Source organism: Frankia umida, assembly GCF_023242945.1.
GTDB lineage: Bacteria > Actinomycetota > Actinomycetes > Frankiales > Frankiaceae > Frankia > Frankia umida.
Genome location: NZ_JALKFT010000007.1, coordinates 199,734 through 224,723 on the forward strand (window position 1 = coordinate 199,734; position 24,990 = coordinate 224,723).

At 73.7% G+C, this 24,990-nt stretch carries 18 protein-coding genes; 5 read left to right on the forward strand and 13 right to left on the reverse strand.

The window, feature by feature from the left end; all coding sequences use genetic code 11:
- Window positions 1–51 precede the first annotated feature (51 nt).
- From MXD59_RS09740 to mraZ, 4 genes are all read right to left on the reverse strand, one after another.
- Window positions 52–1,761, reverse strand: coding sequence for a peptidoglycan D,D-transpeptidase FtsI family protein (locus MXD59_RS09740; RefSeq protein WP_248824403.1), 1,710 nt, complete (start codon window positions 1,759–1,761; stop codon window positions 52–54).
- A gap of 467 nt (window positions 1,762–2,228) precedes the next feature.
- On the reverse strand, window positions 2,229–3,056 hold the full coding sequence (gene ftsL, locus MXD59_RS09745; protein WP_248824404.1) for a cell division protein FtsL: 828 nt from the start codon (window positions 3,054–3,056) through the stop codon (window positions 2,229–2,231).
- Window positions 3,053–4,036: a 16S rRNA (cytosine(1402)-N(4))-methyltransferase RsmH gene (rsmH, locus tag MXD59_RS09750; protein ID WP_248824405.1), complete on the reverse strand. Its 984-nt coding sequence runs from the start codon at window positions 4,034–4,036 to the stop codon at window positions 3,053–3,055. Before rsmH ends, ftsL begins: the two co-directional genes overlap by 4 nt.
- 166 nt (window positions 4,037–4,202) lie before the next feature.
- Window positions 4,203–4,634 (reverse strand): division/cell wall cluster transcriptional repressor MraZ, encoded by a 432-nt coding sequence (gene mraZ, locus MXD59_RS09755; protein WP_248812737.1) that lies wholly within the window; start codon window positions 4,632–4,634, stop codon window positions 4,203–4,205.
- A gap of 695 nt (window positions 4,635–5,329) precedes the next feature.
- Here mraZ and MXD59_RS09760 point away from each other — a divergent pair.
- From MXD59_RS09760 to MXD59_RS09770, 3 genes are read left to right on the forward strand one after another with little or no spacing between them, the layout of a single operon-like run.
- Entirely contained in the window at window positions 5,330–6,358 is a 1,029-nt protein-coding gene (locus tag MXD59_RS09760) for an AAA family ATPase (protein WP_163547345.1), read from the forward strand.
- An 8-nt stretch (window positions 6,359–6,366) separates the two neighbouring features.
- Window positions 6,367–7,830, forward strand: coding sequence for a DUF58 domain-containing protein (locus tag MXD59_RS09765; protein WP_248824406.1), 1,464 nt, complete (start codon window positions 6,367–6,369; stop codon window positions 7,828–7,830).
- Window positions 7,827–10,427: a transglutaminase TgpA family protein gene (locus MXD59_RS09770; protein WP_248824407.1), complete on the forward strand. Its 2,601-nt coding sequence runs from the start codon at window positions 7,827–7,829 to the stop codon at window positions 10,425–10,427. The genes MXD59_RS09765 and MXD59_RS09770 overlap by 4 nt, the downstream gene beginning before the upstream one ends.
- Before the next feature lie 189 nt (window positions 10,428–10,616).
- Here the strand turns inward: MXD59_RS09770 and MXD59_RS09775 are convergent, their stop codons facing one another.
- The 9 genes from MXD59_RS09775 to MXD59_RS09815 form a co-directional block, all read right to left on the reverse strand.
- Window positions 10,617–11,027: an SCO2097 family morphological protein gene (locus MXD59_RS09775; RefSeq protein WP_248824408.1), complete on the reverse strand. Its 411-nt coding sequence runs from the start codon at window positions 11,025–11,027 to the stop codon at window positions 10,617–10,619.
- A gap of 148 nt (window positions 11,028–11,175) precedes the next feature.
- The gene (locus MXD59_RS09780; protein ID WP_283096615.1) at window positions 11,176–11,592 is read right to left on the reverse strand and encodes a DinB/UmuC family translesion DNA polymerase; all 417 of its coding nucleotides are present in this window, start codon (window positions 11,590–11,592) and stop codon (window positions 11,176–11,178) included.
- A complete protein-coding gene (locus tag MXD59_RS09785; protein WP_248824410.1) occupies window positions 11,589–12,377 on the reverse strand; it encodes a methyltransferase domain-containing protein in 789 nt (262 codons plus the stop codon). The genes MXD59_RS09780 and MXD59_RS09785 overlap by 4 nt, the downstream gene beginning before the upstream one ends.
- A 69-nt stretch (window positions 12,378–12,446) precedes the next feature.
- On the reverse strand, window positions 12,447–12,608 hold the full coding sequence (locus MXD59_RS09790; protein ID WP_163547339.1) for a hypothetical protein: 162 nt from the start codon (window positions 12,606–12,608) through the stop codon (window positions 12,447–12,449).
- Window positions 12,609–12,699: 91 nt separating this feature from the next.
- Complete coding sequence (locus MXD59_RS09795) at window positions 12,700–16,017, reverse strand: error-prone DNA polymerase (RefSeq protein WP_248824411.1); 3,318 nt, start codon at window positions 16,015–16,017, stop codon at window positions 12,700–12,702.
- Window positions 16,010–17,632: a DNA polymerase Y family protein gene (locus tag MXD59_RS09800; RefSeq protein WP_248824412.1), complete on the reverse strand. Its 1,623-nt coding sequence runs from the start codon at window positions 17,630–17,632 to the stop codon at window positions 16,010–16,012. The genes MXD59_RS09795 and MXD59_RS09800 overlap by 8 nt, the downstream gene beginning before the upstream one ends.
- Window positions 17,632–18,330 carry a DnaE2-dependent mutagenesis accessory factor ImuA' gene (gene imuA', locus MXD59_RS09805; protein ID WP_248824413.1) on the reverse strand — a complete coding sequence of 233 codons (699 nt, stop codon included), beginning with the start codon at window positions 18,328–18,330 and terminating at the stop codon, window positions 17,632–17,634. The genes MXD59_RS09800 and imuA' overlap by 1 nt, the downstream gene beginning before the upstream one ends.
- Before the next feature lie 6 nt (window positions 18,331–18,336).
- Window positions 18,337–18,912, reverse strand: a complete 576-nt coding sequence (locus tag MXD59_RS09810; protein ID WP_248824414.1) for an SAV_6107 family HEPN domain-containing protein — start codon at window positions 18,910–18,912, stop codon at window positions 18,337–18,339.
- Window positions 18,913–18,978: 66 nt separating this feature from the next.
- Window positions 18,979–19,635: a hypothetical protein gene (locus MXD59_RS09815; protein ID WP_248824415.1), complete on the reverse strand. Its 657-nt coding sequence runs from the start codon at window positions 19,633–19,635 to the stop codon at window positions 18,979–18,981.
- Window positions 19,636–20,065: 430 nt separating this feature from the next.
- Here MXD59_RS09815 and MXD59_RS09820 point away from each other — a divergent pair, with 430 nt between their 5' ends.
- Window positions 20,066–24,010: an AfsR/SARP family transcriptional regulator gene (locus MXD59_RS09820; protein ID WP_248824416.1), complete on the forward strand. Its 3,945-nt coding sequence runs from the start codon at window positions 20,066–20,068 to the stop codon at window positions 24,008–24,010.
- A 42-nt stretch (window positions 24,011–24,052) separates the two neighbouring features.
- A complete protein-coding gene (locus MXD59_RS09825; protein WP_248824417.1) occupies window positions 24,053–24,826 on the forward strand; it encodes a spheroidene monooxygenase in 774 nt (257 codons plus the stop codon).
- Window positions 24,827–24,990: the final 164 nt, after the last annotated feature.

Here is a 24,990-nt window from a genome sequence, read left to right on the forward strand (position 1 = left end):
GGGCCCGGGCCCGACTCGCCGAACGAGCCTGGACACGCGGGGCATCCGCGGCTATTGGTCAAGGTCGAGGACGAGCGGGGAGGGCTTCGTCGTCGGCTGCGGCACCCCGAGGGTGGTCAGCGCGAAGCTCATCACCTTCTGGAACACCGGCGCGGCGACCTGCCCGCCGTAGTACCCGTTCTTCGGGTTGTCGAGGACGACCTCGACCACCACCCGCGGGGCGTCGGCCGGGGCGAACCCGATGAACGACGACGTGTACCCCTGGTAGCCGCCGTGCACCGGGTCGGGCCGGTAGGCGGTGCCCGTCTTGCCGGCGACCCGGTAGCCGGGAACCTGGGCGAGCGGCGCGGTGCCCTCGTTGGTGGCGACCGTCTCGAGCATCGCGGTCAGCGTCGAGGCGGTCTGCGCGCTGATGACCCGCTGGCCGGGCGGATGCGCGGCGGTGGTGACGACACCGTCCGGGCCGGTGACGGCGTCGACGAGGCGCGGGGTGACCCGCACGCCGCCGTTGGCGACCGTGGCGTACACCGAGGCCATCTGCAGGGCGGTCGCCGACATGCCCTGACCGTAGGAGATGGTGGCCGCCTGGCTGCCCGACCAGTCCTTCGAGGATGGCAGCAGGCCGCTGCCCTCACCAGGGAAGTGCAGCCCGGTCCGGGCGCCGAGACCGAAGGCCCGCAGCGCCCGTTCGAGTCCTGCCCGCCCGACCTGGTCGGCGATCTCCACGGTGCCGATGTTGCTCGAGCGGGCCAGCACACCGGCCGTCGTCAGGTGCTCCACACCGTGCTTCTCGGAGTCCTCGATGCTCACCCCGCCTCGCACGATGGACGGCGGGATGGTCACCGGTGTCTGGTCGGTGATCAGCCCCTGGTCCAGCGCCGCCGCCATCGTGATCACCTTGTTGACGCTGCCGGGCTCGTAGGCGTCCCGAGTGGCACGGTTACCCAGCGCGGCGGTGTCCTTGGCGGTGATGTGGTTCGGGTCGAACGTGGGCGCGTCGGCCATCGCCAGGATGTCGCCGGTGCGCGGGTCCATCACGACGACGGTGCCGCCGTCTGCCTGGGACGACTGAACGGCCTCGGCGATGGCGTTCTGGGCGCTCCACTGGATGTCCCGGTCCAGGGTGAGCCGCAACGCCGAACCCGGCACCGGATCTGTCTGGGAGGTACGTCCGGAGGGGATCTCGATGCCCTCCGGGTTGGCCATCAGCTGGCGTTTGCCGTCGGCGCCGCGCAGCTGCTGGTCGTATTCGAGCTCCATGCCGCCACCGCCGACGAGAGCGTCGCCCTCGCCGCTGCGCATGAACCCGATGACGTTCGCCGCCAGCGACCCACCCGGGTAGGTGCGCCCGCGTTCCTCGGTGATCCCGATACCGGCCAGTCCCAGTCTGGTGACCTTGTCGCCGACCTGCGGGGTGAGTCGCCGGGCCAGGTAGACGAACTTGACGCCCGCGTCCGGGTCGGTGGTCATCCGCTTCGTCAGCGTCGCGACGCTCTCGCCGAGCAGCGGGGCGAGCCTGGCCGCGGTGAGCGGCACGTTCTTGATGTTCGACGGGTTGGCGTAGACGGCGCGCAGCTCGACGTGCTGGGCGAGGGTGTGCCCGGTCCGGTCGGTGATGGCACCGCGGGCCGCGGGCAGCTGGATGACCCGCAGCCGCTGCGCCTCGGCCTGGGCCGCGTACCTCGACGCGGAGATCCCCTGCAGCTGGGTCAGTCGCAGCGCGAGAACGCCGAGCAGTCCCACCATGAGCACGACCGTCACCCGGACCCGCCGACGCGGGCTGCCCAGGCGGTAGGTCCGCGGTACCACCGGCCGTGGCGGTCGCCGGCCGCCGCCCGGACGCCCCCCGCCACGCAGACCGTCAGCCAGTCGACCCGCCGAGCCCCGCGTCCTCGACGCGCGCGTCACCGCCCCCCGGGTCGCCGACCCCCGCGGGGACGACTCCCCCCGCGTGGACGCCCGGGCGCCGACGCCGCGACTTCCGGTGGTCCCGGTGCCAGCGCCGCGCGGTGCGGACCCGCGTGTCCCAGCACCTCGTGTCCCAGCACCTCGTGTCGCCGAGCTTCGGGTCTGCGAGCTACGGGAGGTCGATGCCCGGGTGCCCGACGTCCGGCCGGCCGGGGATCTGCCCGATTCCGACGGGCGCGCGGCTGACGTGCGAGACCCGGAGGTCCTGCCCTCCGATGGGCGGCGGGCGTCGGAGCCTGACGGGCCGCGCTCGCTCGGGCTCACCGTCCGGTGTCACCCGGCCCGGCCTGCGCGCCGGTCGCGGCGGCGTCACCACCGGCCGCGGGGGCATCCGCGGTGGTCGCGCTCGTCCCGGTGGTCGCTGCCGTCGTGTCCCGCGGATCGGACGCGGCCGGCTGTTGTGTCGCGGCCTGCTGGTCGGCCGGCGCGGGCACGATCACGAGGATGGCACCGCCTTCCGGCGACCGGGACAGCACCCGGGCACCGGCGGGCAGCGGCGAGCCGGGGGCGACATACTGCGGGACGCCACCGGGCACCATGCCGTCGCGGGCGGCCGCGGCGGCCAGGGCCGCCGGGTCGGAGAGCTGGTCGGCCTGGAGCGTGAGGGCCTGCTGGGCGTCCGCGAGCGACGCCGCCCGGGTGCGCAGCTTGGACTCCTGGAAGGAGCCTTCCATCAGCGCCAGGTTGAGCAGCAGCAGCCCGAGCAGCCCGGCGCCGAGCAGTATGAGCAGCAGGAAGACGAAGGGACCCTTGCGGGCTCCCGGCGGCGCCGGCCGCACGACCGTGAGCCGCACCCGCACGGGTGCGCGTCGCGATACCGGCTCGAGGACAGGAGCGGTCGCGGCGGCCGAGCGGGCCGGTGCCGCCGCCCGCATCGACGCGGCGCGACCCGGCGGGATCGGTGGGCCCGCCGGCGGTTCCTGGGCCGACCGGGTCGCCGCGGACCGGGCGCGACCGGCCGAACCCGTCCGGCCCGACGAACCGGTACGACCCGTCGAACCGGACCGGCCCGAGGTGGCGGCGCGACCGGAGGAGGCCGGACGGGCAGCGCGATCGTCGCGGGAAAGCGGCTGCGCGGTGGCGGTCACGATGCACCTCCGATGGTGGGCCGGGCCTGACCCGGGTTCGGGGCCGTACGTTCGGCGGCCCGCAGTCGGACGGAGGCCGCCCGCGGGTTGTCGGACTTCTCTGCTTCGCTCGCGGGTTCGGCACCCCGGGTCAGCCAGCGCAGCCGGGGCGCGGCACCCGCCGGGATCACCGGCATGTCCGGCGGGACCAGCGTCTGCGCGTACGGCGCCAGCTGGTGCTTGACGATCCGGTCCTCCAGCGAGTGGTAGGACAGGACCACCACACGCCCGCCGACGTCGAGGGCGTCGAAGGCCGCGGGCAGCGCCCGGGCCAGGACGTCCAGCTCGGTGTTGACCTCGATGCGCAGTGCCTGGAAGGTGCGTTTGGCCGGGTTGCCGCCGGTGCGCCGGGCCGGCGCCGGAATCGCGTCGCGGACCAGGTCGACCAGGCGGGCCGAGGTGGTGAACGGCGTGTCGGCGCGGGCTCGCACGACCGCCTCGGCGATGCGTCGGGCGAACCGCTCCTCGCCGTAGACCCGCAGAACGCGGGCGAGGGCCGCGGCGTCGTAATGGTTGAGGATGTCGGCCGCGGTCTGCCCGCCGCTGTCGCCGCCGTCCATCCGCATGTCCAGCGGGGCGTCCCGGGAGTAGGCGAAACCGCGTTCGTCGGTGTCGAGTTGCAGCGACGACACCCCGAGGTCGAACAGCACTCCGCGCACGGAGGCCCGACCCAGGCGCGCCAGCACCTCGCCGATCTCGTCGTAGACGGCCTGGACCAGCCGGAACCGGCCGCCGGCGACGACATCCAGGCGGGCCTGGCTGCGCGCGAGCGCCTCCGGGTCGCGGTCGAGCCCGATCACCTGGAGCTCGGGGAACCGTTCGAGCAGCGCGGCGGTGTGCCCACCAAGACCCACGGTCGCGTCCACCACCACGGAACCCGGCGTGGTCAGGGCCGGGGCGAGCAGATCGAGTACCCGGTCGGTCAGCACAGGCGTGTGCATCGCGTTCAGTGCTGAGCCTCCCTCGACCGCTCGTGAACCTCGTCTTCTTCAGCTGTGCGTGAGGGCTTCCACGCCCACCTGGCGCCGGTCGCCGGGGAAGAGGCGGCCGGTGAAGGTGAACGGGAGGCGGGCCGGGCGGGCCGCGACAGGCACGGCCCAGGACGACTCAGATCACTCCGGGCAGGACCTCCTCGGACAGCTCGGCGAACGATTCCTCCTGGCTGTCCAGGTAGGTCTGCCAACGCGTGGCGTCCCACACCTCGACCCTGGTGTTCGCACCGTTGACGACGCACTCGCGGACCAAACCCGCATAGGCGCGCAGCGGGCCGGGAATGGTAATTCGTCCCTGCCGATCGGGTACGTCGTCAGCGGCGGACGAGAAGAAGATCCGGCTGTAGTCACGCAACGCCTTGGCGGTTACCGGAGCTGTGCGCAGGGACTCGCTGATCCGGGTGAACTCCGCCATCGGAAAGACGTACAGGCAGCGTTCCTGACCCTTGGTGATCACCAGCCCCCCTTCCAGCTCGTCCCGGAACTTCGCGGGCAGCGTCAACCGCCCTTTGTCATCCAGCCGCGGCGTGTGACTGCCGAGGAACACGGCGCCCTCGACCTCCCTGCCACGACCCCTTACCGGGAGGACAGCGCCCGACAGCCCAGAACCGGCCGCCGGGCCCATCCGCAGGACCTGTTCGCCGGGCCCGTTCGCCAGGCCCACCCGCTGGGCTCACCTACAGAACCCATCCGCAGGCCCATCTGCACGCTGATGCCCCCCACTGCGCGCCACTCTACTCCACTACCCCCCACCCAACACCCCCTCGACACCCCGCACCAACCCACCAGGAACACTCCATCAGCGGGCGTCTGCTATGCCCTGTTACGGGGTGGTATAAACCGCGAAAACCAGACAGAAACAGGCTCTACCTGCAACGCCTCGGTCGACCAGATCGCACGTCGGTGGAACGCCTCCGGCACGGGTGGGTGACCCCCGCCCGGGGGCCCCGACCAACCCCGTACCAACCCGGCACCGATCTGTGGGCGTCGGTCGAGTCCGTCCGGCGGCTGTCCGTACACAAGCGCGAGGACGTGAGATTCCGCGACCACCGTCTCCTGCGGCGGACCTGCGGATGTCACACTCAAAAGAAACGGGCACCGCCTGAACAAGCCGCGCACCGACCGGTGACGAGACGCTCGCGGGCGGTGCCACCCGGTGCCGAGCCCCTCGCGGTCTCGGCACCCGAACGCGCGCCCGAACGCATCGACACCCGAACGACCGACTCCCGGAGGGGGACACTGGTGGTGACCGATCCTGGTCTGCGTCACTGGCGTGACCCGGTGACCGACATCGGTCATCTCGCCGAGGTGGCCGGGCGCGTGCGCGCCTCGGTCGAGACCGTCATCGACGGCAAGGGCGAGGCGATCACCACCGCGCTCGTGGTGCTGCTCTCCGAAGGCCACCTGCTTATCGAGGACGTGCCCGGCGTCGGCAAGACGATGCTGGCCAAGGCCCTGGCCCGTTCCATCGACGCCCGCGTGCGCCGCATCCAGTTCACGCCGGATCTGCTGCCCGGTGACGTCACCGGCGTGAGCGTCTACAACCAGGGCACCCGCGACTTCGAGTTCCGGCCGGGCCCGGTGTTCGCGAACATCGTCGTCGGCGACGAGATCAACCGGGCCGAGCCCAAGGCGCAGTCGGCCCTGCTCGAATGCATGGAGGAGCACCAGGTCACCGTCGACGGCGTCACCTACCGGCTCGAACCGCCGTTCATGGTGATCGCCACCCAGAACCCGGTGGAGATGGAAGGCACCCGGGCGCTTCCCGAGGCCCAGCGCGACCGTTTCACCGCCCGTATCTCGATGGGCTACCCGTCACCCGCCGCCGAGATGGCGATGCTCGACTCGCACGGCAGCAACAATCCGCTGACCGGCGTCACCCCGGTCACCGACGCCGCCGAGATCATCCGGCTCGTCGCCCTGGTTCGCACGGTGCACGTCTCCCCCGAGGTACGCCAGTACATCGTCGATCTGGTCGGCGCCACCCGCGCGCATCCCGATGTGTCGCTCGGCGCCTCTCCGCGGGCGGCGCTGCACCTCATCCGCACCGCCCGGGCGCGGGCCGCCCTCGACCAGCGGGCCTTCGTCCTACCCGACGACGTCCAGGAGATGGCGATTCCGGTGCTGGCCCACCGGCTGCTGGCCCATCCGGAGATCCTGCTTTCCGGTGAGCCGGCCACCGAGGTATGCGGCCGTATTCTGGCCGACATTCTGGATCGGGTGCCCGTTGTCCGACCCGGCGGGGCACGCCCGCTGCGCCACGGTCGTTAGAGCTGCGTGTGCGGGATTTTGTCGCGGCACTACGCGGTCTGACGATCCGGGGCCGCTCGTTTCTGGCGGCCGGAGCCGCCTGCGTGGTGTCCGCCGTCCTGCTCGGCGAGCAGGATCTGCTGCGCATCGGGATTCTGCTGGCCTGCCTGCCGATCCTCGCGGCGGCCGTGGTGTGCCGCACCCGGTACCGGTTGTCGTGCACCCGGCGCCTCGAGCCACGTCGGGTCACCGCCGGTGACCGGGTGGCCGTGCGCATCCAGTTGGAGAACGTCAGCCGCTCGGCGTCCTCGGTGCTGCTCGTGGAGGACACCGCCGGTTCCGGGCTCGGCGGCGGGGCGCGGTTCGTCCTCGACCGGATCGAACCGGGTGGCCGCCGTGATCTGACCTACGCGCTGCGGGCGACGACCCGCGGGCGTTACCAGATCGGCCCGATGGCGATCCGCCTGGGCGACCCGTTCGGCCTGTGCGAACTGACCCGCAGCTTCCGCAGCCTGGACGAGCTGGTCGTCGCCCCGGCGCTGGAGCGGCTGCCCCGCACGCTGCCCCGCGGGTCGGCGAGCCAGCGGGCCGAGCAGCGTCGCGTCAGCGGCCTCGTCGGGGAGGACGAGACCACCACCCGTCCCTACCGGCCGGGCGATGACCTGCGCCGGGTGCACTGGAAGACGACCGCCCGCTCCGGCGAGATGATGGTCCGCCGGGAGGAGCATCCGCACACCAGCGCCGCCACCCTGCTGTTGGATTCCCGGGCCCAGGCGTGGCCCGGCTCCCCCGGCTTCACCGGCGCCCCCGGGTCGGACGCGTTCGAATGGGCGATCGGCGCCGTCGGCGGCATCGGGATGCACCTGGCCCGCGGCGGGCATCGCGTCCGGCTGATCACCGACCGTGGCCCGGTCACGACGATCGCCGGCACGGCCCTGTCCGGCCTGCTCGACGAGTTGTCCACGCTGTCCCCGGCGCAGACGGCGTCCCTGCGTCCGGCGTTGGCCGCGGTGCGGCGTCCCGGCGCCGGCGCCGGTGCCGGCCAGGGCGGCATGATCGTGGCGGTGCTGGGGCACGCCGATTCCACGCTGGCCACGGCGCTGTGCGGGCTGCGTCCGACCGGCGCCCCGGCCATCGCCGTCCTCCTCGACGTGACCAGCTGGGATCCCGGCGCCGCACCCGAATCGGCGGCCGGCGACCTGGTCGCGGTGCGCGGAATTCTGTCGCGGGCCGGCTGGGCGGTGCTCGTCGCCCCACGTGGGGCGCGGCTGGCCGCCCTGTGGCCGGGCGCCGGTGGCGCTGCCCGCGGTCCGGCGGCGGCGAGCGGTCGCCTCGGCGCCACGGCCACCGGCGCGGGTGGGCCTGGCCGCCCGGGTGATCTCCCCGGCCGGGGTGTCGCGGCCGGTCGTGACGGCGCGGTCGGGCCGAGTGTGTCGCCCGGGCGGGGTGCCCCGGCGGTTCCGGGGCTGCGCGGCGCGGCGGTGGGCAGGTGAACCGTCGCTTCGCGCCCACCGCGGTCACCACGGTGGCCTGTCTGCTGTCGTCCAGTGCGCTGTCCCGGCTGTTCGACGGCACCCGCTGGTGGCTGGTCCCGGTAGTGATCGCGGTGGTCGTCGCCGTGGTGACCGCGACGGTGAGCCGGCTGCTGCGGCTGCCCACCGTGGCCGGGCTGGTGATCAGCCTCGCCGGCCTGGCCGTGACGGTCACACTGCTCTGCGCCCGTGGCACGGCGCTGCTCGGGCTCATCCCGACCCCGCTGACCGTACGCACCCTGCGCGATCTCATCGCCGACGGCGGCTCGGACATCTCGCGGCTGGCCACGCCGGTCCCGCACCGGCCGGGTCTGGTCGTGCTCATCGTGCTCGGCGTCTATCTGACCACCATGCTCGTCGAGCTGATCGTGGTGACCCTGGAGCGGCCGACCCTCGGCGGGCTGCCGCTGCTGGCGTTGTACGCGGTGTCGGCGGCGATCCTGCCAGGCGGGGTCGGCGCGCTGGCGTTCGGCCTCGGCGCGGTGAGCTTCGTCGCCCTGCTTCTGCTGGATGGACGGCTCGCCATCGGCCGGTGGGGCCGTCCCGTGGCCACGTCCACCGGGGCCGGCGCCGACGGGTCGGCCGGTGAGCCGCCGCGCCCCCGGGTGGCCGTGACGGCCCTCGGGGTTTCGCTGGCCGCGCTGGTCGTCGCGGTCACCCTGCCGCTGGCACTGCCGTCGCTGGACGGTTCCGGGCTGGTCTCACGGCGCAGCGGCTACGGCGCTGGTGACGGCCCGAGTTCGGCCAGTGTCGTCCAGCCGATCGTCTCGGTCAGCCAGCAGCTGCACTCCGACGCCACCATCCCGCTGCTGCGCGTGCGCACCGAGACTCCCCGCTACCTGCGGCTGACCGCGCTGGAGAACTTCGACGGCCAGCTGTTCACCCTGCGGGCGCTCAACGCCACCCGCGACGACCGGGTGAGCGAGGGTCTCCCGAAACCACAGCTTGGTGGGACGACCAGCATCGCCAGCGCCGAGGTCACGATCAGCGACCGGTTCAACGAGCTGTACCTGCCGGTGCCCGGCATCCCGACGAAGATCAAGGGCCTGGTCGGCGACTGGCGGCTCGCCGATCCGACCGGCACCATCTTCTCGACCCGCACCTCGACGGCCGGTGTGCGCTACCAGGTCGAGGCGGTCAGTCCGGATCCGACCCGGGCGCAGCTGCTGAGCTCCAACGGCCGTGTGCCCGCGGACCTGGCCATCGACACACTGCTGCCGGCGAACCTCGACGGCCGGCTGCGCACCCTGCTCACCACCCTCACCCAGGGTGCCGCCACCACCTACGAGAAGGTCTACGCCATCCAGGAGTACCTGCGTGGCCCCACGTTCACCTATGACCTGCAGGGCGCACCCACCACCCAGGACGGCGCGCTCGCCGCGTTCCTGTTCGACACCCACCGCGGCTACTGCGAACAGTTCGCCTCGGCGATGACCGTGCTCGTGCGGATGCTGGGGATACCCGCGCGGGTCGCGATCGGCTTCGTACCAGGTGAACAGCAACCGGACGGCACCTACCTGGTCACCAATCGGCAGGCGCACGCCTGGCCCGAGGTCTGGTTCCCGTCGGTGGGCTGGCTCGGCTTCGAACCGACCCGCCGCGCTGATGGTGCGACCACCGCCCCGTCCTACGCCCCCGCCGGCGTCGAGGACCCGGACGCGGCGCTGGCGCCCGGCCCGCAGACCCAGGTCGCCCCCGAACCGGATCCCAGCACCGGTAGCGGGCAGGACCCGAGCGCGACTCCCACCGCCACCGCCACAGGTGGCGCGTCCGACACCGCCGCCGACGCTCCCCACGGCGCGACCGGCGGCGGCTTCCCCTGGTGGGCGATCGTGCTGCTCGTCGCCGCCGGCCCGGTGCTGCTCGCGCTGGCGGTGCCCGGGTTGATCCGGCTACGCCGCCGCCGCACCCGGCTGCGTCCCGGCCGCCATGCCGGCGGTGCCGGCGCCGCTTCCGGCGCCGGTGCGCCTGGCTCGGTCGACCAGGTACATGACGCCTGGTCGGAACTGCTCGACGTCGCCGCGGATCTGGGCGTGACGATCCGCCCGAGCGACTCCCCCCGAACCGGCGTCGCCCGTCTGAGCAGCTACCTCGACGCCGAACCCACCCCCGGCGGCGGACCCGTGCGCGCCCACGACTCCCCTGCCATCAGCGGTTCCCCCGCCCCTGACGAGCCCGGCCCGGACGACGACCTGACCCCGGACGCCGCACCGTCTCTCCGATACGCCCAGGCCCGCGAGGCACTCGAACGACTCGCGGCCGCCGAGGAACGCGCCCGCTACGCTCCGCCGGAACTCGCCAGCCCGCCCCCGCCGGCCGAGATCACCAGGGACGTGCTGATCGCATCGGACACGCTGTGGTCGATCGCCCCCCGCGGACGCCGCATCATGGCCCGCCTGGCACCGGCGTCCGTGCTGTACCGCGCGCCGCGACCCGCCGCCCCGCCCACCCCGGACTCTGGCATCCCGACCGAGGAGCCTCCCGCGCCGATCGACCCGCACCATCCGGACGAGTCGGACACCGGCCGCCCAGAACCAGCCATCAGCTCCCGCCGCTGACCCACACGGGTCGCCACCGGGGCCAGCGCGGAGCCGAACCCGCCACGATGACCCGTGCGCGCACCCGCACACCCGCACACCCGCACATCCACGCACCCGAGCGGCCAATGACCACGCGCCAGCCATCGCCGAACCACCCGGACGCCGACGGCTGTACCGCCGATGTCCGACATACCACGGAGCGGATGCTCAGGGGCGGTCCTCCCAGCGGCGACGCCAACGCTCCTCGATGCGCTCCATGAACGGCGCCCTGGTGCGGGGCCGCGACTTCCCGCCGCGCCCACGGGCCGCTGGACGACGCCCGCCGGTCTCCCGACCGCTGATCCGCCGTAGATCAGCGGCTCCGCGCAGGGCGGCGAGGAGCATCATCGTGAACCCGAGGATGCCCAGAATCACCGTGAGCGGCACCTGGTTGAGCACCACGCCGACGACCAGAACCACAAGCCCGAGCAGGAAGACGAACGCACTGCGGCGCACCCGGCGCAACAGGTAGGTGCGGGGCTCCGTCGACCTGACTGCACTGGCGAACTTCGGATCATCCTCGACGAGAGCGCGCTCGATCTGCTCCAGCAGGCGCTGCTCGTTCTCCGAGAGCGGCATCGACGCTCCTCCCACGACCTCAGACCCGCAGTGACGGGTCCGCACAACCAAGAATAGGCATGCCGGGGCGGCGGCGGTAGGCAACCCGTCATGCCGGCCGGAACCGCGCGATTCCCTTCCCTTCCTGCGGTGCCCGCAGCCGCGCCGTTCATGCTTGCTCGCGCCGGCCGGACTCGCCCGACCGGCGTGGCGCCGCGGGCCCGCCAGCCAGCCCTGGCCTGTTGAGCAGCGAGGCGGGTCCGAGGGCGGCCGCACCGAAGCGCGCCCGGGCCCGGTCGGTGACCTGGTACAGCTCCGCCCAGCCTGCGGGACGCTTACCGAGGCGGAGCTGGCGCCTGGACGTCCCGGCCGCCACGAGGTTGCCGGCGCGCACACCGAGTAACCGCACCGCGGGGAGCACCCACCCGGTGCGATATCCGTCACCAGACGGCCCCTGGTCGAGGTCGACGGCGGTGGCGTGCACCGTTCGGGTGACGTCGGTGGGCTCGTGCAGGGTCCGGGAGCGGGTCACGGTCCGCAATGGTGCTCTCCGGCGCGGCGCCACCCGCCCCCACGCACCCCTCATTCATGATCATCGATGTGGGGCTGTCGAGCCGGGCGGCGGGCGAGGACGTGCAGGTGGGCGGCGAGATCCCGGTACGACTCGTGCCGGGCTGCGGCGAGTTCCAGGCGGCGCAGGCTCTCGACCACCCGCGGGTCACTCAGCCGCTCCCCGGGCACCAGATCGGTGAAGATCCGCGCTCCGTGCACATCCGTCACCTCCCCACCGGCCCTGCGCACCAGCGCGACGGCGTCGGCCACGCTGAAGCGCCGGGATGGCCGGGGAGCCCGTCCCAGCTCCCCGGTGAACACCGCGAACGCCTCGTCGATCCGCCCGGCGAGCACCCGGCGCAGCACCGCGGCGCCCTGCCCCGCGACCAGCAGGCTGAGCGTTCCGCCTGGCCGCAGCACCCGCAGCGCCTGGGCGAGCGCGGTCGCCGGATCGTCCACGACGTCGAGAACCGAGTGGCACAGCAGCACGTCAGCCCGGCCCACCCCGACGAGGTCGCCCAGGTCGCCGAGGTCGCCCTGCACCGCGGTGATCTGGTGGTCGAGGCCGCGTTCGGCCGCTCGCAGCCGCAGCGCGGCGAGCGCGTCCGGGGACGGGTCGACAACGATCACCGGATATCCGGCCGCCGCGATCGGTACGGCGAATCCCCCGCTGCCACCGCCGGCGTCCACGATCAGTGGCCTCGGCACCCCGCAGGTGGACAGCAGGGCCCAGACTCCCGGCCAGATCGCCGCCTGTCGCAGGTCGGCTCCGCTCTCACCGAGGCTGACATCGGATGCCGCCACGAGCTCCTCGATCATGTGTCGACTCCTGCTCGCGGTACGGCGACGGGCCTGCGCGGGACGGCAGGCTTGCTCGGGACGGCAGGATCAGCGGCCGACGGTGAGGCCGATCGCGACGCCCACCGCGAGCCCGCCGATCGACAGGCCCAGGACCGAGAGCCCCCAGGCGTGGCGCAGCACCCGTGCGTTCTGGGAGATCCGCGTGTCCCGGAGGATGCGTACCTCGCGCAGCACCCGTACATCCCGCATCGACGCACTCCCGCCTCGTCACCGACAGCACCCGGATGGCTGACTGATAGTGAGCGATAGTGACACAGTGCGCTGGCCGCCGACATCTGGATCACCGGAAGTCCCGGGACTGGGGGGGAACGGAGACCGACAGCGGCCACATCCGCTCGGCGATCACGTTGACCACGCCCTGCGCCCGTTCGACGCGTCCTCGCACGACAAGGGCGGTCGCGGTCCGTGCCACCGTGCGGTGGCGGGTCCACAGGCCCGGCGAGCAGATCACGTTCACCAGGCCGGTCTCGTCCTCCAGGCTGACGAAGGTGGTCCCGGCGGCGGTCGCGGGACGCTGCCGGTGGGTGACGACGCCGGCGACGAGCACCCGCCGGTCGGCGAGCACGGCCCGCAGGTCGACGGCGGTGGTCACTCCCCGGGCGGCGAGGCGTTCCCGCAGGAACCGGGTCGGGTAGCCGTCGGTGGTGATCCCGGTCGCCCACAGGTCGGCCACCGACTCCTCGACCTCGGTCATCCCCGGCAGGTAGGGCGCGACCGCGCCGACGTCGGCGCCGAAGACCATGCCGTCGAGCCGGTCCGGCCGGGCCTGTGCCACCGCGCCCGCCGCCCACAGCGCCTCGCGGCGGGTCAGCCCGAAGCAGCCGAACGCGCCGGCGGTGGCCAGTGCCTCCAGCTGGTCGACGGGCACCCCGACCCGACGGACCAGATCGGCCATGTCCGCGTAGGGACCGTCGACCGCGCGACGTTCGACGATGCGCCGTGCGAGCGCCTCCCCGACCCGCCGGACCCCGGCGAGCCCCAGCCGGACCCGCGGTGGCTCCCCGGCCAGGCTCGCCCGCGCCGCCGAGGCGTTGAGGTCGGGTCGCAGCACTTCGACCCCGTGCCGGCGGGCGTCGGCGACGAGGCTCTGCGGCGAGTAGAAACCCATCGGTTGCGCGTTGAGCAGCGCGGCGCAGAACACCGCGGGGTAGTAGAGCTTCACCCAGGAGCTGGCGTACACGAGCAGCGCGAAACTCACCGAGTGACTCTCGGGAAACCCGAAGTTCGCGAAGGCGGACAGCTTGGCGTAAAGATCGTCCGCGAGTGCACCGGTGATGCCGCTGGCCGCCATTCCGGCGTAGAGCCGACCCCGTAGCCCTTCGATGCGCCGCGCGGACCGTCTGGCACTCATCGCCCGCCGCAGCTCGTCCGCCTCGGCCGGGGAGAATCCGGCGATGTCGATCGCCATCTGCATGAGCTGTTCCTGGAACAGCGGGACGCCGAGGGTCCTGGCCAGGCTGCGCCGCAGCAGCGGATGCGGGTAGGCCACCTCCTCGGTGCCGTCTCGCCGGCGAAGGTAGGGGTGCACCGAGCCGCCCTGGATCGGGCCGGGGCGAATCAGCGCGACCTCGATCACCAGGTCGTAGAACCGGCGGGGCCGCAGCCGGGGCAGCGTCGCCATCTGCGCGCGGCTCTCCACCTGGAACACCCCGAGGGAGTCGGCCGCGCAGAGCATGTCGTAGACGGCGGGGTCCTCCGGTGGAATGGACGACAGGTCCAGGTCCCGCCCGTGATGATCGCGGATGAGGTCGAACGCCCCGTGCAGCATCGCGAGCATGCCGAGCCCGAGCAGGTCGAACTTGACCAGGCCGGCGGCCGCGCAGTCGTCCTTGTCCCACTGGATGACGGTGCGCCCGGGCATCCGGGCCCACTCGACCGGCACCACCTCGCCGACCGGCCGGTCACAGATCACCATGCCGCCGGAGTGGATGCCCAGATGTCGGGGGAACCCCTGGAGCTGCTCGGACAGCCCGGTCACGGCGGAGGGGATGTCGTGTTCCCGCTCGGCGCCGCCCTGGGTGGGCAGGGACCACCGGTCCAGCTGACGGGACCAGGCGTCCTGCTGGCCGGCGGAGAACCCCAGGGCCCGGGCCACCTCCCGGACCGCCGACCGCGGCCGATAGGTGATCACGTTGGCGACCTGCGCGGCCCGGGAACGCCCGTAGCGCCGGTAGACGTACTGGATCACCTCCTCCCGCCGCCCGGACTCGATGTCCAGGTCGATGTCGGGCGGGCCGTCCCGTTCCGGGGCGAGGAACCGCTCGAAGAGCAGGCCGTAGGAGACCGCGTCGACCCCGGTGACACCGAGCGCGAAGCAGACCGCGGAGTTGGCCGCCGACCCCCGCCCCTGGCAGAGGATGCGGTGCCGTCGGCAGAACTCCACGATGTCGTGGACGACCAGGAAGTAGCCGGGGAAACCGAGCCGCTCGATCAGGGTCAGTTCGTGGGCGAGCTGCTCGTAGGCGCCGGCGACCCGTTCCCGACCGGGTGGACCGTAACGGCGCGCCGCGCCCTGCATGGTCAGCAGCCGTAGCCAGCTGGCCTCGGTGTGTCCTGGCGGGACGGGGAAGTCGGGCAGTTTCGGTGCGACCAGGTGCAGGTCGAAGGCGCAGGCCGCACCGAGGCGCGCGGCCTGTTCCACCGCGCCGGGGTACCGGGCGAACCGGGCTGCCATCTCCGCGCCCGAACGCAGATGCGCGGTGCCGGCCGCCGGCAGCCAGCCGTCCATCTCCTCGAGACTGCGCCGGGCCCGCACCGCGGCCATCGTCGCGGCGAGCCGGGCCGCGCCGGGCACCGCGTAGTGGACGTTGCCGGTGGCCACCAGAGGCAACCCCGCGGCCTGGGCGAGCTCGGCGAGGGCGTCGTTGCGATCCGACTCGTGTGGATGGCCGTGGTCGGTGATCTCCACAGCCACGTTCTCCCGGCCGAACAGGGCCACCAGTTCGGCCAGGGCGATGCCGGCCGCCGGTGGCCCGCCACGGGTGAGCGCCCGGGCGACCGTGCCCTTGCGGCAGCCGGTGAGCACCTGCCAGTGGCCACCGGCCGCCTGCGCGCACCGCTCGGGCCGGGCCACCAGCCGGCCTTTCTCCCCGCCGGCCAGGTGGGCGTCGGAGAGCAGACCGGACAGCCGCCGGTAGCCCTCGGGATCACGTGCGAGGACGAGCAGATGATCCCCACCCGGGTCGGCCTGCCCGGCACGGGCGCCACTCGCGTCGAGGGAGATCTCCGCGCCGAACACGGTGGGCAGCCCCACCGCCCGGGCCGCCTCGGCGAACCGGACGACCCCGTAGAGCCCGTCGTGGTCGGTCAGCGCCAACGCGGTGAGCCCGAGCCGCACCGCCTCCTCCACCAGATCCTCGGGCTGACTCGCCCCGTCGAGGAAGCTGAACGCGGAGTGACAGTGCAGCTCCGCGTAGGCCACCTGGGGACCAGCCGGGCCGGGCAGTCCCGTGCTCGGCGGCTGACAGGGCGTGCGTCGACGCGACCAGGCCGGGGCGTCCCCGCCGTCCGGCTCGACCAGCCGAGAGCCTGTCGCCGGCGGGCCACCGGGCGCCCCACGGCTCGGCTCGCGAAGGCCCGGTGCGCTGGGATCAGTCATAGGAGGCCTCCACCCACCATCGGCCGCCCACCAGGGCGAGCAGGTATCCACCGCCGTCCGCCACGCGCAGCTGGAAGCGGGCCCGGCGCCGCGCCCCCGACTCCCACCACCGTTCGTCGACCGGCCAGGGCCCGGCCCAGCCGGTGACCGCCCGGGGTTGTTCCGCCCCGATCGTCAGCCGCGCGGGAGGTGCCGTCACCGTGCAGCGGCCGCTGACCCGCACCCGCTCGCCGGCCTCGTCCAGCACGTCGGCCGCGAGCGCGGGGCGGTGCACCAGGGTCGGGGCGGGCGCCGGAAGCGTCCCGGGCCACGGCCGATCCAGGCCAGCGGCCGCCCGGGGCTCCCCCCAGGGGACCAGCCGAATCCGGTCGGCGGGGTCACGCCCGCCCTCGACGACCGCGGTGAGCACCGCCTGCGGGCCGAGCAGCCCCTGCACCCGGGTGAGGGCGCGCGCGACGCGGGCCGCGGCCGCGCCCGGCTCCCCCCACAGACCGAGTTGGCGACCCTCGGCTGGCACCAGCCCCACCGGTTCGATCCGCAGCCGCACCAGCCCCGCCTGGATCGCCACCTGACCCTCAGACACCGATCCAGGTGGCGCGGACAGGGCCGTGCTGGTCAGCCAGCCGTCGAGCTGCCAGCGGACCCGGTCGGTGGTGGCCACGGCGGACAGTGGGCCGTCGTGGCGCCAGATCCGCGTGTGCCGTCCGCCGCGGTCGGTCTCCGCCTCGATCTGGATGCCGGTGCAGGCGAGCCCGGCGGCGCGCAGTAGTTCGTGGACCTCCTCGGCGAGGCGGCGGGCGGCGAAGGCGGCCTGCTCGACCTGGCCCTCCGGAGGGTCGAAGGCGATGGCGACCCCGAGGTCGACGGGCTGCTCCCGGGGTGTGACGGCCCGGGGATCGGCGCCGCGGGCGAGGGTGTGCGCCCACGAGCCGGCCGGACCGAACCGCTCAGCGACGTCGGCGGCGGGCAGCGCCGCGAAGCTGCCCAGCGTCTCCAGACCAAGTCGGCGCAGAAGATCGACGAGATCAGCGTCGCCCAGCAGCTCCACGGGCAGCGGGGCGAGCAGGGCCGGGGTGCCACCGGGCACGACGATGGCATCGGTACGCGCGGCGATCTCCGCCGCGAACGGCCCGTCAGCCACGCCGATCCCGACCTCGGCTCCGACGCCGATCTCGGCCCCGGCCTCCGTCGGTGTGCCCGGCCCGGGCCCGGCGGCCCGGCTGACGACGGCCGGCCAGGCCGCGGCCAGGGCCCGGCGGACCTGCTCGACCGCGGCCCGGTCTCCCCCGAAGTACCGGGCGGCGCCACGAGCCGGGACGACACAGGTACCGGCCGCACGCACCTCCACACCGGGGATCACCGTTTCGACGACGCCCACCACGGGTTCGAAGACACGAGCGGCGCGACCCGGGTCCTGCGCCACAATGGTGATCTCCGGGCAGCGGGCCTGGGCCTCCCGGCGCCGCTGCCCCGGCCGGACGCCCAGCCGCCGGGCGGCCGGCGTCGCCGCCACGATCCGCCCGCTGGCCAGCACCGCGGCGGGCACCCCCGCCGCGAATCCAGCGGCCACGACCGGCCAGTGCGGATAGTGCACGGCCAGCATCCGCACCGGCATCAGGCCACCCCCGCCGGGCGCAGCGGCACCGCCGCGGCGCGCTCCACACCGGGGGGCCCGGCCTCGGCCAGGCCGGTGCCCGCCAGCCAGCCGCGGCAGGGACGACGGGCCGCGCCGCGCCCGGATACCTCCACCAGCAGGTGGCCCATCCGCAGGTGGCCGTGCCCGGCGCCGACGCCCTCCCACCGTCGCTCGAGCACGACCAGGCGCAGGTCAGCCCCTTCCCAGGCCCCGACAGCGACCAGGACCGCCCCACGTTCGCGGGCCCGGGCCATCAACCGCCCGCCGGCCGCCCCGGGCGCGGCCGGCGGGCGGACCACCACGACATCCATCGCGTCGAGCAGCGCGGCCACGACCACCGGCCAACGCGGCCCTGGCGCCGGTACGAGGGCGAGCCGCTCCAGCGCGATCCCCGACTCGGCCGCTGCGAGCAGACCGAGTTCGGCGAAGCCCACCACCGCGCACCACCCACCCGCCTGGGAGGGGCCGCGCAGCAACGTCAGCACCAGAGACGCGGAGCCGGTGACCGTGACCGTCGTCCCTCGACGCAACCCCTCCTCGGGGAGCAGAGCGGCCAGAGCGGGCACCGTCGGCACCAGCCGCTCACCGGCCGGCCCGGCCCGTCGCGCCGGAATCCGGGTGATCTCCCGCAGGACGGTGAGATTCTGCGGGGCGGCCCGCGCCGCCGGGGCAACCACGGCCGGCTACGCCCGCGCCGCCGGCCCGCTACCGGCCAGCACCGGTTGGGAGGGCAGCCCCAGCTCCTGCTCCACCGCGCCGAGAAACAGGTGGACCTGACGGATCAGGTCGTCGGCCTCCCGGCGACCCACCACGTTCAACCCGGCCTCGGCCGCGGCCCGGCGCCTGGCGCCCGCCGCGAAGAAGTCAGCCCATTCGGCCAGCTCGGGAGCCACCCGCACGAGGAGGCACCAGGCGCTCAGCGGCCGGCCACGCCGCCCCGGCCGGGGCCGCGCCCGATCGGCCAGCACCGCCGCGGCCGCCCGCAGGGCGGCCAGGTGGGCCTGGGCGTACCGCTGCGGGATACAGGTGGCGTACTCGGCCTCGTCGAGGCCGTGGCGGGCCGCGGCGAGCAGCTCGTCCCGAGAGCGGTGCGGAAGCCCGGCGGCAGGCAGCAGGGCACGCTCGGGCGCCCCGCCGGCTGGGGACGCCGCGGCGCGCACAGCCTGCGCCCGGACGCCCTCGCCGCCGGGGCCGGCCCCGAAGGACCGACCTGACACCCCGCCCGGATTTCCACGTGGATCGCCGTGTGGTGTCGACATGACGCCCTCCCCGAAGTCGAACATGGGTTCGAATACGGGAAAAGGTAGCCTCCGCCGACCGGCCCGTCAAACACCCAGGTGGCGAACGCCTGAGCGAATGTCGACGGACGGGGTAGGCCACACTTCCAGCAACCGCACGAACCAGCTGAGCACCAGGAGCGCTACCAGGTCGGGCAGCCAGCCCCGCCGTGGGTCCGGGAGATCCCCCCGACCGGTATCCCCCGAACCCACCCGCGCCGACCCGGCCAGCTCGAGCGCGGCGAAGACGAGTGCCGTGCCGTCCATGGCGAACCGGACGATGCTGGCGTCCCGGTAGCCCACCAGGCCGCTCTCGAAGACGCCGCGGGTCGGCTGGAGCCAGCGCAGCGTCGTCCCGTCGGCCAGCAGCACCCGTCCGCCGACCCGCGCCGGGGTGAAGGCGGCCACCGGGTCACGCCCCATCGGCTCGACCAACCGCACCCCCCGTCCGTCCAGGTCACGCTCGAGCACGAAGGGACGTCCCGCGGCCATCAGTTCGACCCGGTCGCGCTCGTCCCAGTCGGCGAGCACGCCGGCCTCGTCCGCCTCGAACCACACCTGCCGGACCGCCCGGTTCCCGCCTGGGACGTTGCGCAGCACCAGCTCGTGCGGCAGGCCACCGGCCCGCCGGGGCAGCACGCCCACCGGATCATGCTCCGGGGCTCCCGTCGTCGCCCTCGGCGTCGTGCTCCTTGTCGTGGTCATCTGTGCGTCTCACCTCCGCGGCAGGACCGGCCTCCCGGTCACCCGTCGCCCGTCGTTCGTCGATGTCGTCCGACTCAGTGCACCTCCGGGGGATCAACAGACCGTTCCCCCCACCTCAACCACAAGGGTTGACACTCTGTTGATCGAAGACGGCGACGACAGCGGTGCAGCGACCGGCGGATGCTCGCGAACCCGCAAGCGGAGACCGGATAATCCGTGGTCAGAGCACCGCGCACGCTCCTCGATCGCACGCTCGTGACCACCCAGGGCACGCTCGCGCGACGGCGGTGACGCGCAGGTGACACCGGTCAGGTCGAATCGGTGGTTGCCGGCTCGCCCCCTCACGGCGCACGCTGCGGTGGACACTCATCGCTCGGCGTCGCAGGTGATCTCCGGTCGACGCCAGGAGCGGACTGGACGAGAGGACCCGATGCCCGAACGCGACAGTCTGCGGTTCGCGATCCTTGGTCCGCTGGAGCTCACCGTGGCCGGCGTTCCGCTGGCGATCGGCGGCACCCAGCGCAAGGTGCTGTTGACCGTGCTGCTGCTCGAGGTCGGCCGGGTCGTGCCGACGCACCGGCTGCTGGACGCGATCTGGCGGGAAGCCGCGCCGGAGCGGGCGCAGGGCACGCTGCGCACCCATGTCAGCGAGCTGCGGCGGCGCATCGAGGCCGGCCCCGCTCCCCAGGTCCTGCAGCGTCGAGGCGAGGGGTACGTGCTCGACGTCCGCCCGGAGCAGATCGATGCGAACCGGGCCCGCCGGCTGCTGGCGCAGGGTCGGCGGGCGATGGAGGACGGCGACCCGGTCAGCGCGATCGCCCCGCTGCAGGAGGCCCAGTCGCTGTGGCGTGGGCCGTCACTCGCGGATGTGGCCGACCATCCGTTCGCGCACAGTTACGTCAACGCGCTCACCGAACTGCAGCTGGACGTGACCAAGACCAGGATCGACGCGGACCTGGCGCTGGGCCGCCACCGGGAGCTGCTCGGCGAGCTGAAACTGCAGGTCGACCTGCATCCCACCGACGACGGGCTACGCCGGGAGCTGGCGCTGGCCCTCTACCGCGACGGCCGGGTCGACGACGCCGCCCGGGCCTGCCAGGCGGGACTCGCCGCCCGGCACGAGCTGGGGCTGGAATCCCCGTTGCTGCGCCGGATGCAGGAGGACGTGCTACGCGGAGCACCGTCGCTGGCCTGGACACCACCGCGGTCGCTGAACCGCCCCGTCGTCGTCACGGCACCCGCCCGCGGTGGCAGTTCACTGCCACCGGACGTCAAGGAGTACACCGGGCGTGACACCCTCCAGGCCGACGCGCTGGCGCTGCTCACGGAGCCTGCGGCGCTCACCCAGGGCACGGTGGCCATCGCCTACGCCGGCAAGGCCGGGACCGGCAAGACGGCCCTGGCCGTCCACATCGCGCATCGGATCCGCGCGCACTTCACCGACGTGCTGTACGTGGACCTGCGCGGCACCAGCCGGCCGCTGGAGCCCGTGCGGGTGCTGACCAGGTTCGTCCAGGCGCTCGGGGTCAGCCGGGCGGCGGTGCCGACCGACCCCGACGATCTGGTCGAGATGTACCTGCAGCTGTTGTCCACCCGCCAGGCGCTGATCCTGCTGGACAACGCGGCGAACGAGGCGCAGCTGCGGCAGCTGATCCCGTCCGGCCCGGGATGCGCGGTGATCGTCACCAGCCGACCACGGCTGTCCGGGCTGACCATGCCGTGTCGGGTGCTCGACGTGCTGATCCCGGACGACGCGGTGCAGCTGCTGGAGCGGGTCGTCGGGGCCGAGCGGGTGGCCATGGAGGAGAAGGCCGCCCGTGACATCGTCGGGCTGTGCGGCTATCTGCCCCTGGCGATCCAGATCGCCGGCCGCAAGCTCTTCGCGCATCCCCACTGGCGACTGTCGCGGATCGTGACCCGCCTGTCGACGGAACGCGATCGACTGACCTGGTTGGAGCTCGGTGACCTGGAGATCCGGGCGAGCTTCCAGCTCAGCTACGACGGCCGACCGTCGGACGAACAGCGCGCCTTCCGGCTGCTCTCCCTGCCGGGAGTCAGCGACTTCACCACCTGGGCCGCGGCCGCGGTCCTCGCCGGCGAGGTCCGCGAGGCCGAGGACCTCGTGGACCAGCTCGTGGACGCACAGCTGCTGGAACGGCGCGGTCCGGACCCCAGCGGCATCGAACGGTACGGCTTCCACGACCTGCTGCGGGTGTTCGCCCGCGAACTGCTGGCCGAGCACGCGGCCGGCGCGCGGCCGGCGGACGATCCCGACGCGGACCCTCCCGAGGCGGACGGACGGCGCCCGCACCAGCCCGAAGGTGGGGTCGACCGGCAACTCGCCGTCGACGCCGCCCCCACCGGGGGCGTGGTCGCGGGTCCCCTGACCGCGATACCGGTACCTTTGCCAGCCGAACACGCCGCGACACTCGAGCGCTTGCTGTACGCCTATCTGGTGATGCTGCGTACGGCGGTCGCCACCTTCAGCCCCGGCGGGATGCCGGCGTTGCGGCCGACCGCGGCGATCCCGACCCGGATCGCCGACCGCGACCCGGGACAGGTCGGCGGCCCCGCGTTCCTCGAGCTGACGCACCGTCCGCTGGTCTGGTTCGCCGCCGAGCGGTCGAACCTGCTCGCGCTGCTGGAACAGGCCGCCGCGGCCGGTCTGGACCAGCCGACCTGGCTGCTCGCCGCCGAGGCCGCCGACTTCTACCTGTTCGGGGCGCACTGGTCGGACTGGGACCGTTCGCACGAGCTGGGCCTGGCCGCGGCGCGCCGCGGTGGCGACCGGCAGGCCGAGGCGGAGCTGCTGACCAACCTCGGTGAGCGGGAGATGACACTGGCCTTCGAGGAGGCGTTCTGGCGGCTGGACGCCGTCGGACGCGACCCGGGTGGACAGCCGGCGGTGGCCGTCGACCGGCGGGCGGCCGACCATCTGGCGTTGGCCACCGCACGGTTCTCCCGGGCCCGGGAGATCCTGGCCGGGCTCGGAGCGGACCTCGGTGAGGCACGGGCGGTACGCGGTCTGGGTAGCACCTGTCGCGGCCGGGGCGAGCAGACCAGCGCGTTCGAGCACTTCGAGGCGGCGCTTGACACGATGCGGCGCACCCGTGCCCGCCGCGCCGAGGCGGAGACCCTGGTCAGCCTGGCCATGACGTACGGCGATCGGGGCGAACTCACCGACGCCATCACCTGCCTGACGATGAGCCTGACGATCGCGCGGGACCTGGGCAACCGTCCGCTCCAGGCCCAGGCCCAGCGCCGACTCGGTGATCTCTACCGCTACCAGCACCGGCCCGAGCAGGCGCTGACCGCCTACAACGAGTGCCTGCCGATGCTCGCGGAGCTACCCGACCCGGTCTGGGAACCGCGGGTGCTGGTGCGCCGCGGCGACATCCTGGCCGAACTCGGCGATCAGCCCGCGGCCCGCCGGTCCTGGCAGCAGGCCGTCACCCTGCTGCGCGAACGCGGATCCACCGAGCTGGCCGCGGCCGAACGTCGACTGTCCGCGCCGATGGCCACCGAACCCGCCCAGTTCACCGGCGGACGGCTGCTCGATACCTTCGACCCGGCCGGTTTCACCGCCCGGGTGGCGGGCTCCCGGCGCAGCGTCCGACTGCTGAACACCTGGACGGACCTGGTCATCGCACCGCACCGGGAGATCTTCACCGGCGCTCTGCGGGCCGCCGTCGCGGCCGGCGCGATCGTGCAGATCCTGCTGCTCGACCCCGACTCTCGGGCCGCCAGCGCCCGCGCCGCCGACCTCGGGCACCGCGTCGACGTCTCGGCGCTGATCCGGGCGAACCTGCTGGCGCTGGCCGAGCTGCGGGCCCGGCTCGACCCGGTCGGGCAGGCCCGCCTGGGCGTGCGGCTCTACGCCGAGCAGCCGCTGGCGAGCTACCACCGGTGGGACACCGGCGCGCTGGTGTCGAGCTTCCCGGTCGGGGTCTCCTCGTCCGCGGCGACCCAGCACGAGGCGACGATCTCCTCCACCCTCGTCCAGTTCGTCGAGCAGTACTTCGACCGGATGTGGGGTCCGACGGGCAGCGTCTCGTTGGACGACTACCTGCGGGTGACGCTGCGGGTGTCCTCGACCGACGCCGACCCGCTCGAGGTGCGCTGCGCCTACGTCCGCGTGGACGACGCCGTCTACCTGCACTGTCCCGAGCTGCACGAGCTGCTGCACGGCGGCGGCCCCGACGATCTGGTGGCCACGCTGCCCACGGTCGGCACCCATCCGCTGGGCGCCGAGGGGCACTGGCGGGTGGTGCCCCTGCGGGACAACGACGGTGCCGACACGGTGGCCGCCGCCTTCACCCGCAAGTACGGCACCCCCCACGAAGCCCTGCTGTGCCTGACCTCGATGCGCAGGTGAACATCACTGTGCGTCGGTACGCGGATCAGAGGAGATGCGCGGATGACTGGGACGAGCTCGTCGAATCCGTCGGGTCCCACGGGAGCCGGCGCACCGCTGGTGACCGTCGACTTCTGGCGGGTCCCCCGCCGCCGGGTGGGGCATGCCGTGGCCCGGGTGGCCACCGACCGGGCGGCGCTGCGCCACATCAGCGGGCTACGGTTCGCCAAACTGCTGGGGACGGGCTCGGCGAACAGCCTGGGCATGCGTGGGGCCGACCCGCGGCAGTGGGCGATGCTGTCGGTCTGGGAGACCCGGTCGGCGGCGCGGTCGTTCGAACGCTCGGCGCCGATCCGGGCCTGGGCTGCCCTGGCCGAGGAACGCTGGCGTATCGATCTGCATCCTCTGTCGGCGCGGGGCCAGTGGTCGCGGCGGGAACCGTTCGGTGACCCGAGCACCGCGCACTGGCCCGCCGCGGCCGAGGACGCCCGGATCGCGGTGATCACCCGGGCCCGGCTCGCAGCCCGGCACACCCTGACCTTCCGCCGGGCCGTGCCGGCGGTGGTCGCCGACCTCGCCCAGGCCGAGGGGCTGCTGTTCTGCGCCGGGATCGGGGAGGCGCCGGTCGGTCTGACCGGGACGTTCAGCCTGTGGCACGACACCGCCTCGTTGCGCCGGTTCGCCTACGGCCGGCCGGCGCACGCCGAGGTCGTGCGGCGCACCCCGGAGGTCGGCTGGTACAGCGAGCAGATGTTCGCCCGTTTCGCCGTGCTCGCCTCCCGCGGCACCCTCGGCGGACGTGATCCGCTGCTGCACCTGGCGCCGACCCCGGGTTGACGCTCCGTTGAAGATCGGCGCCGCGGCTGCGTCGGACCGGCCGGTCTGCGGGCGTCGTTGACATCTCGTTGACGCCGGTTCGGCACGGTGGACGCATCCGACGGGCCACCGGGTCTGCGCCCCCCGCGTGCCGACGCGGCACCCCGCGGAGCCGACGCACGCGC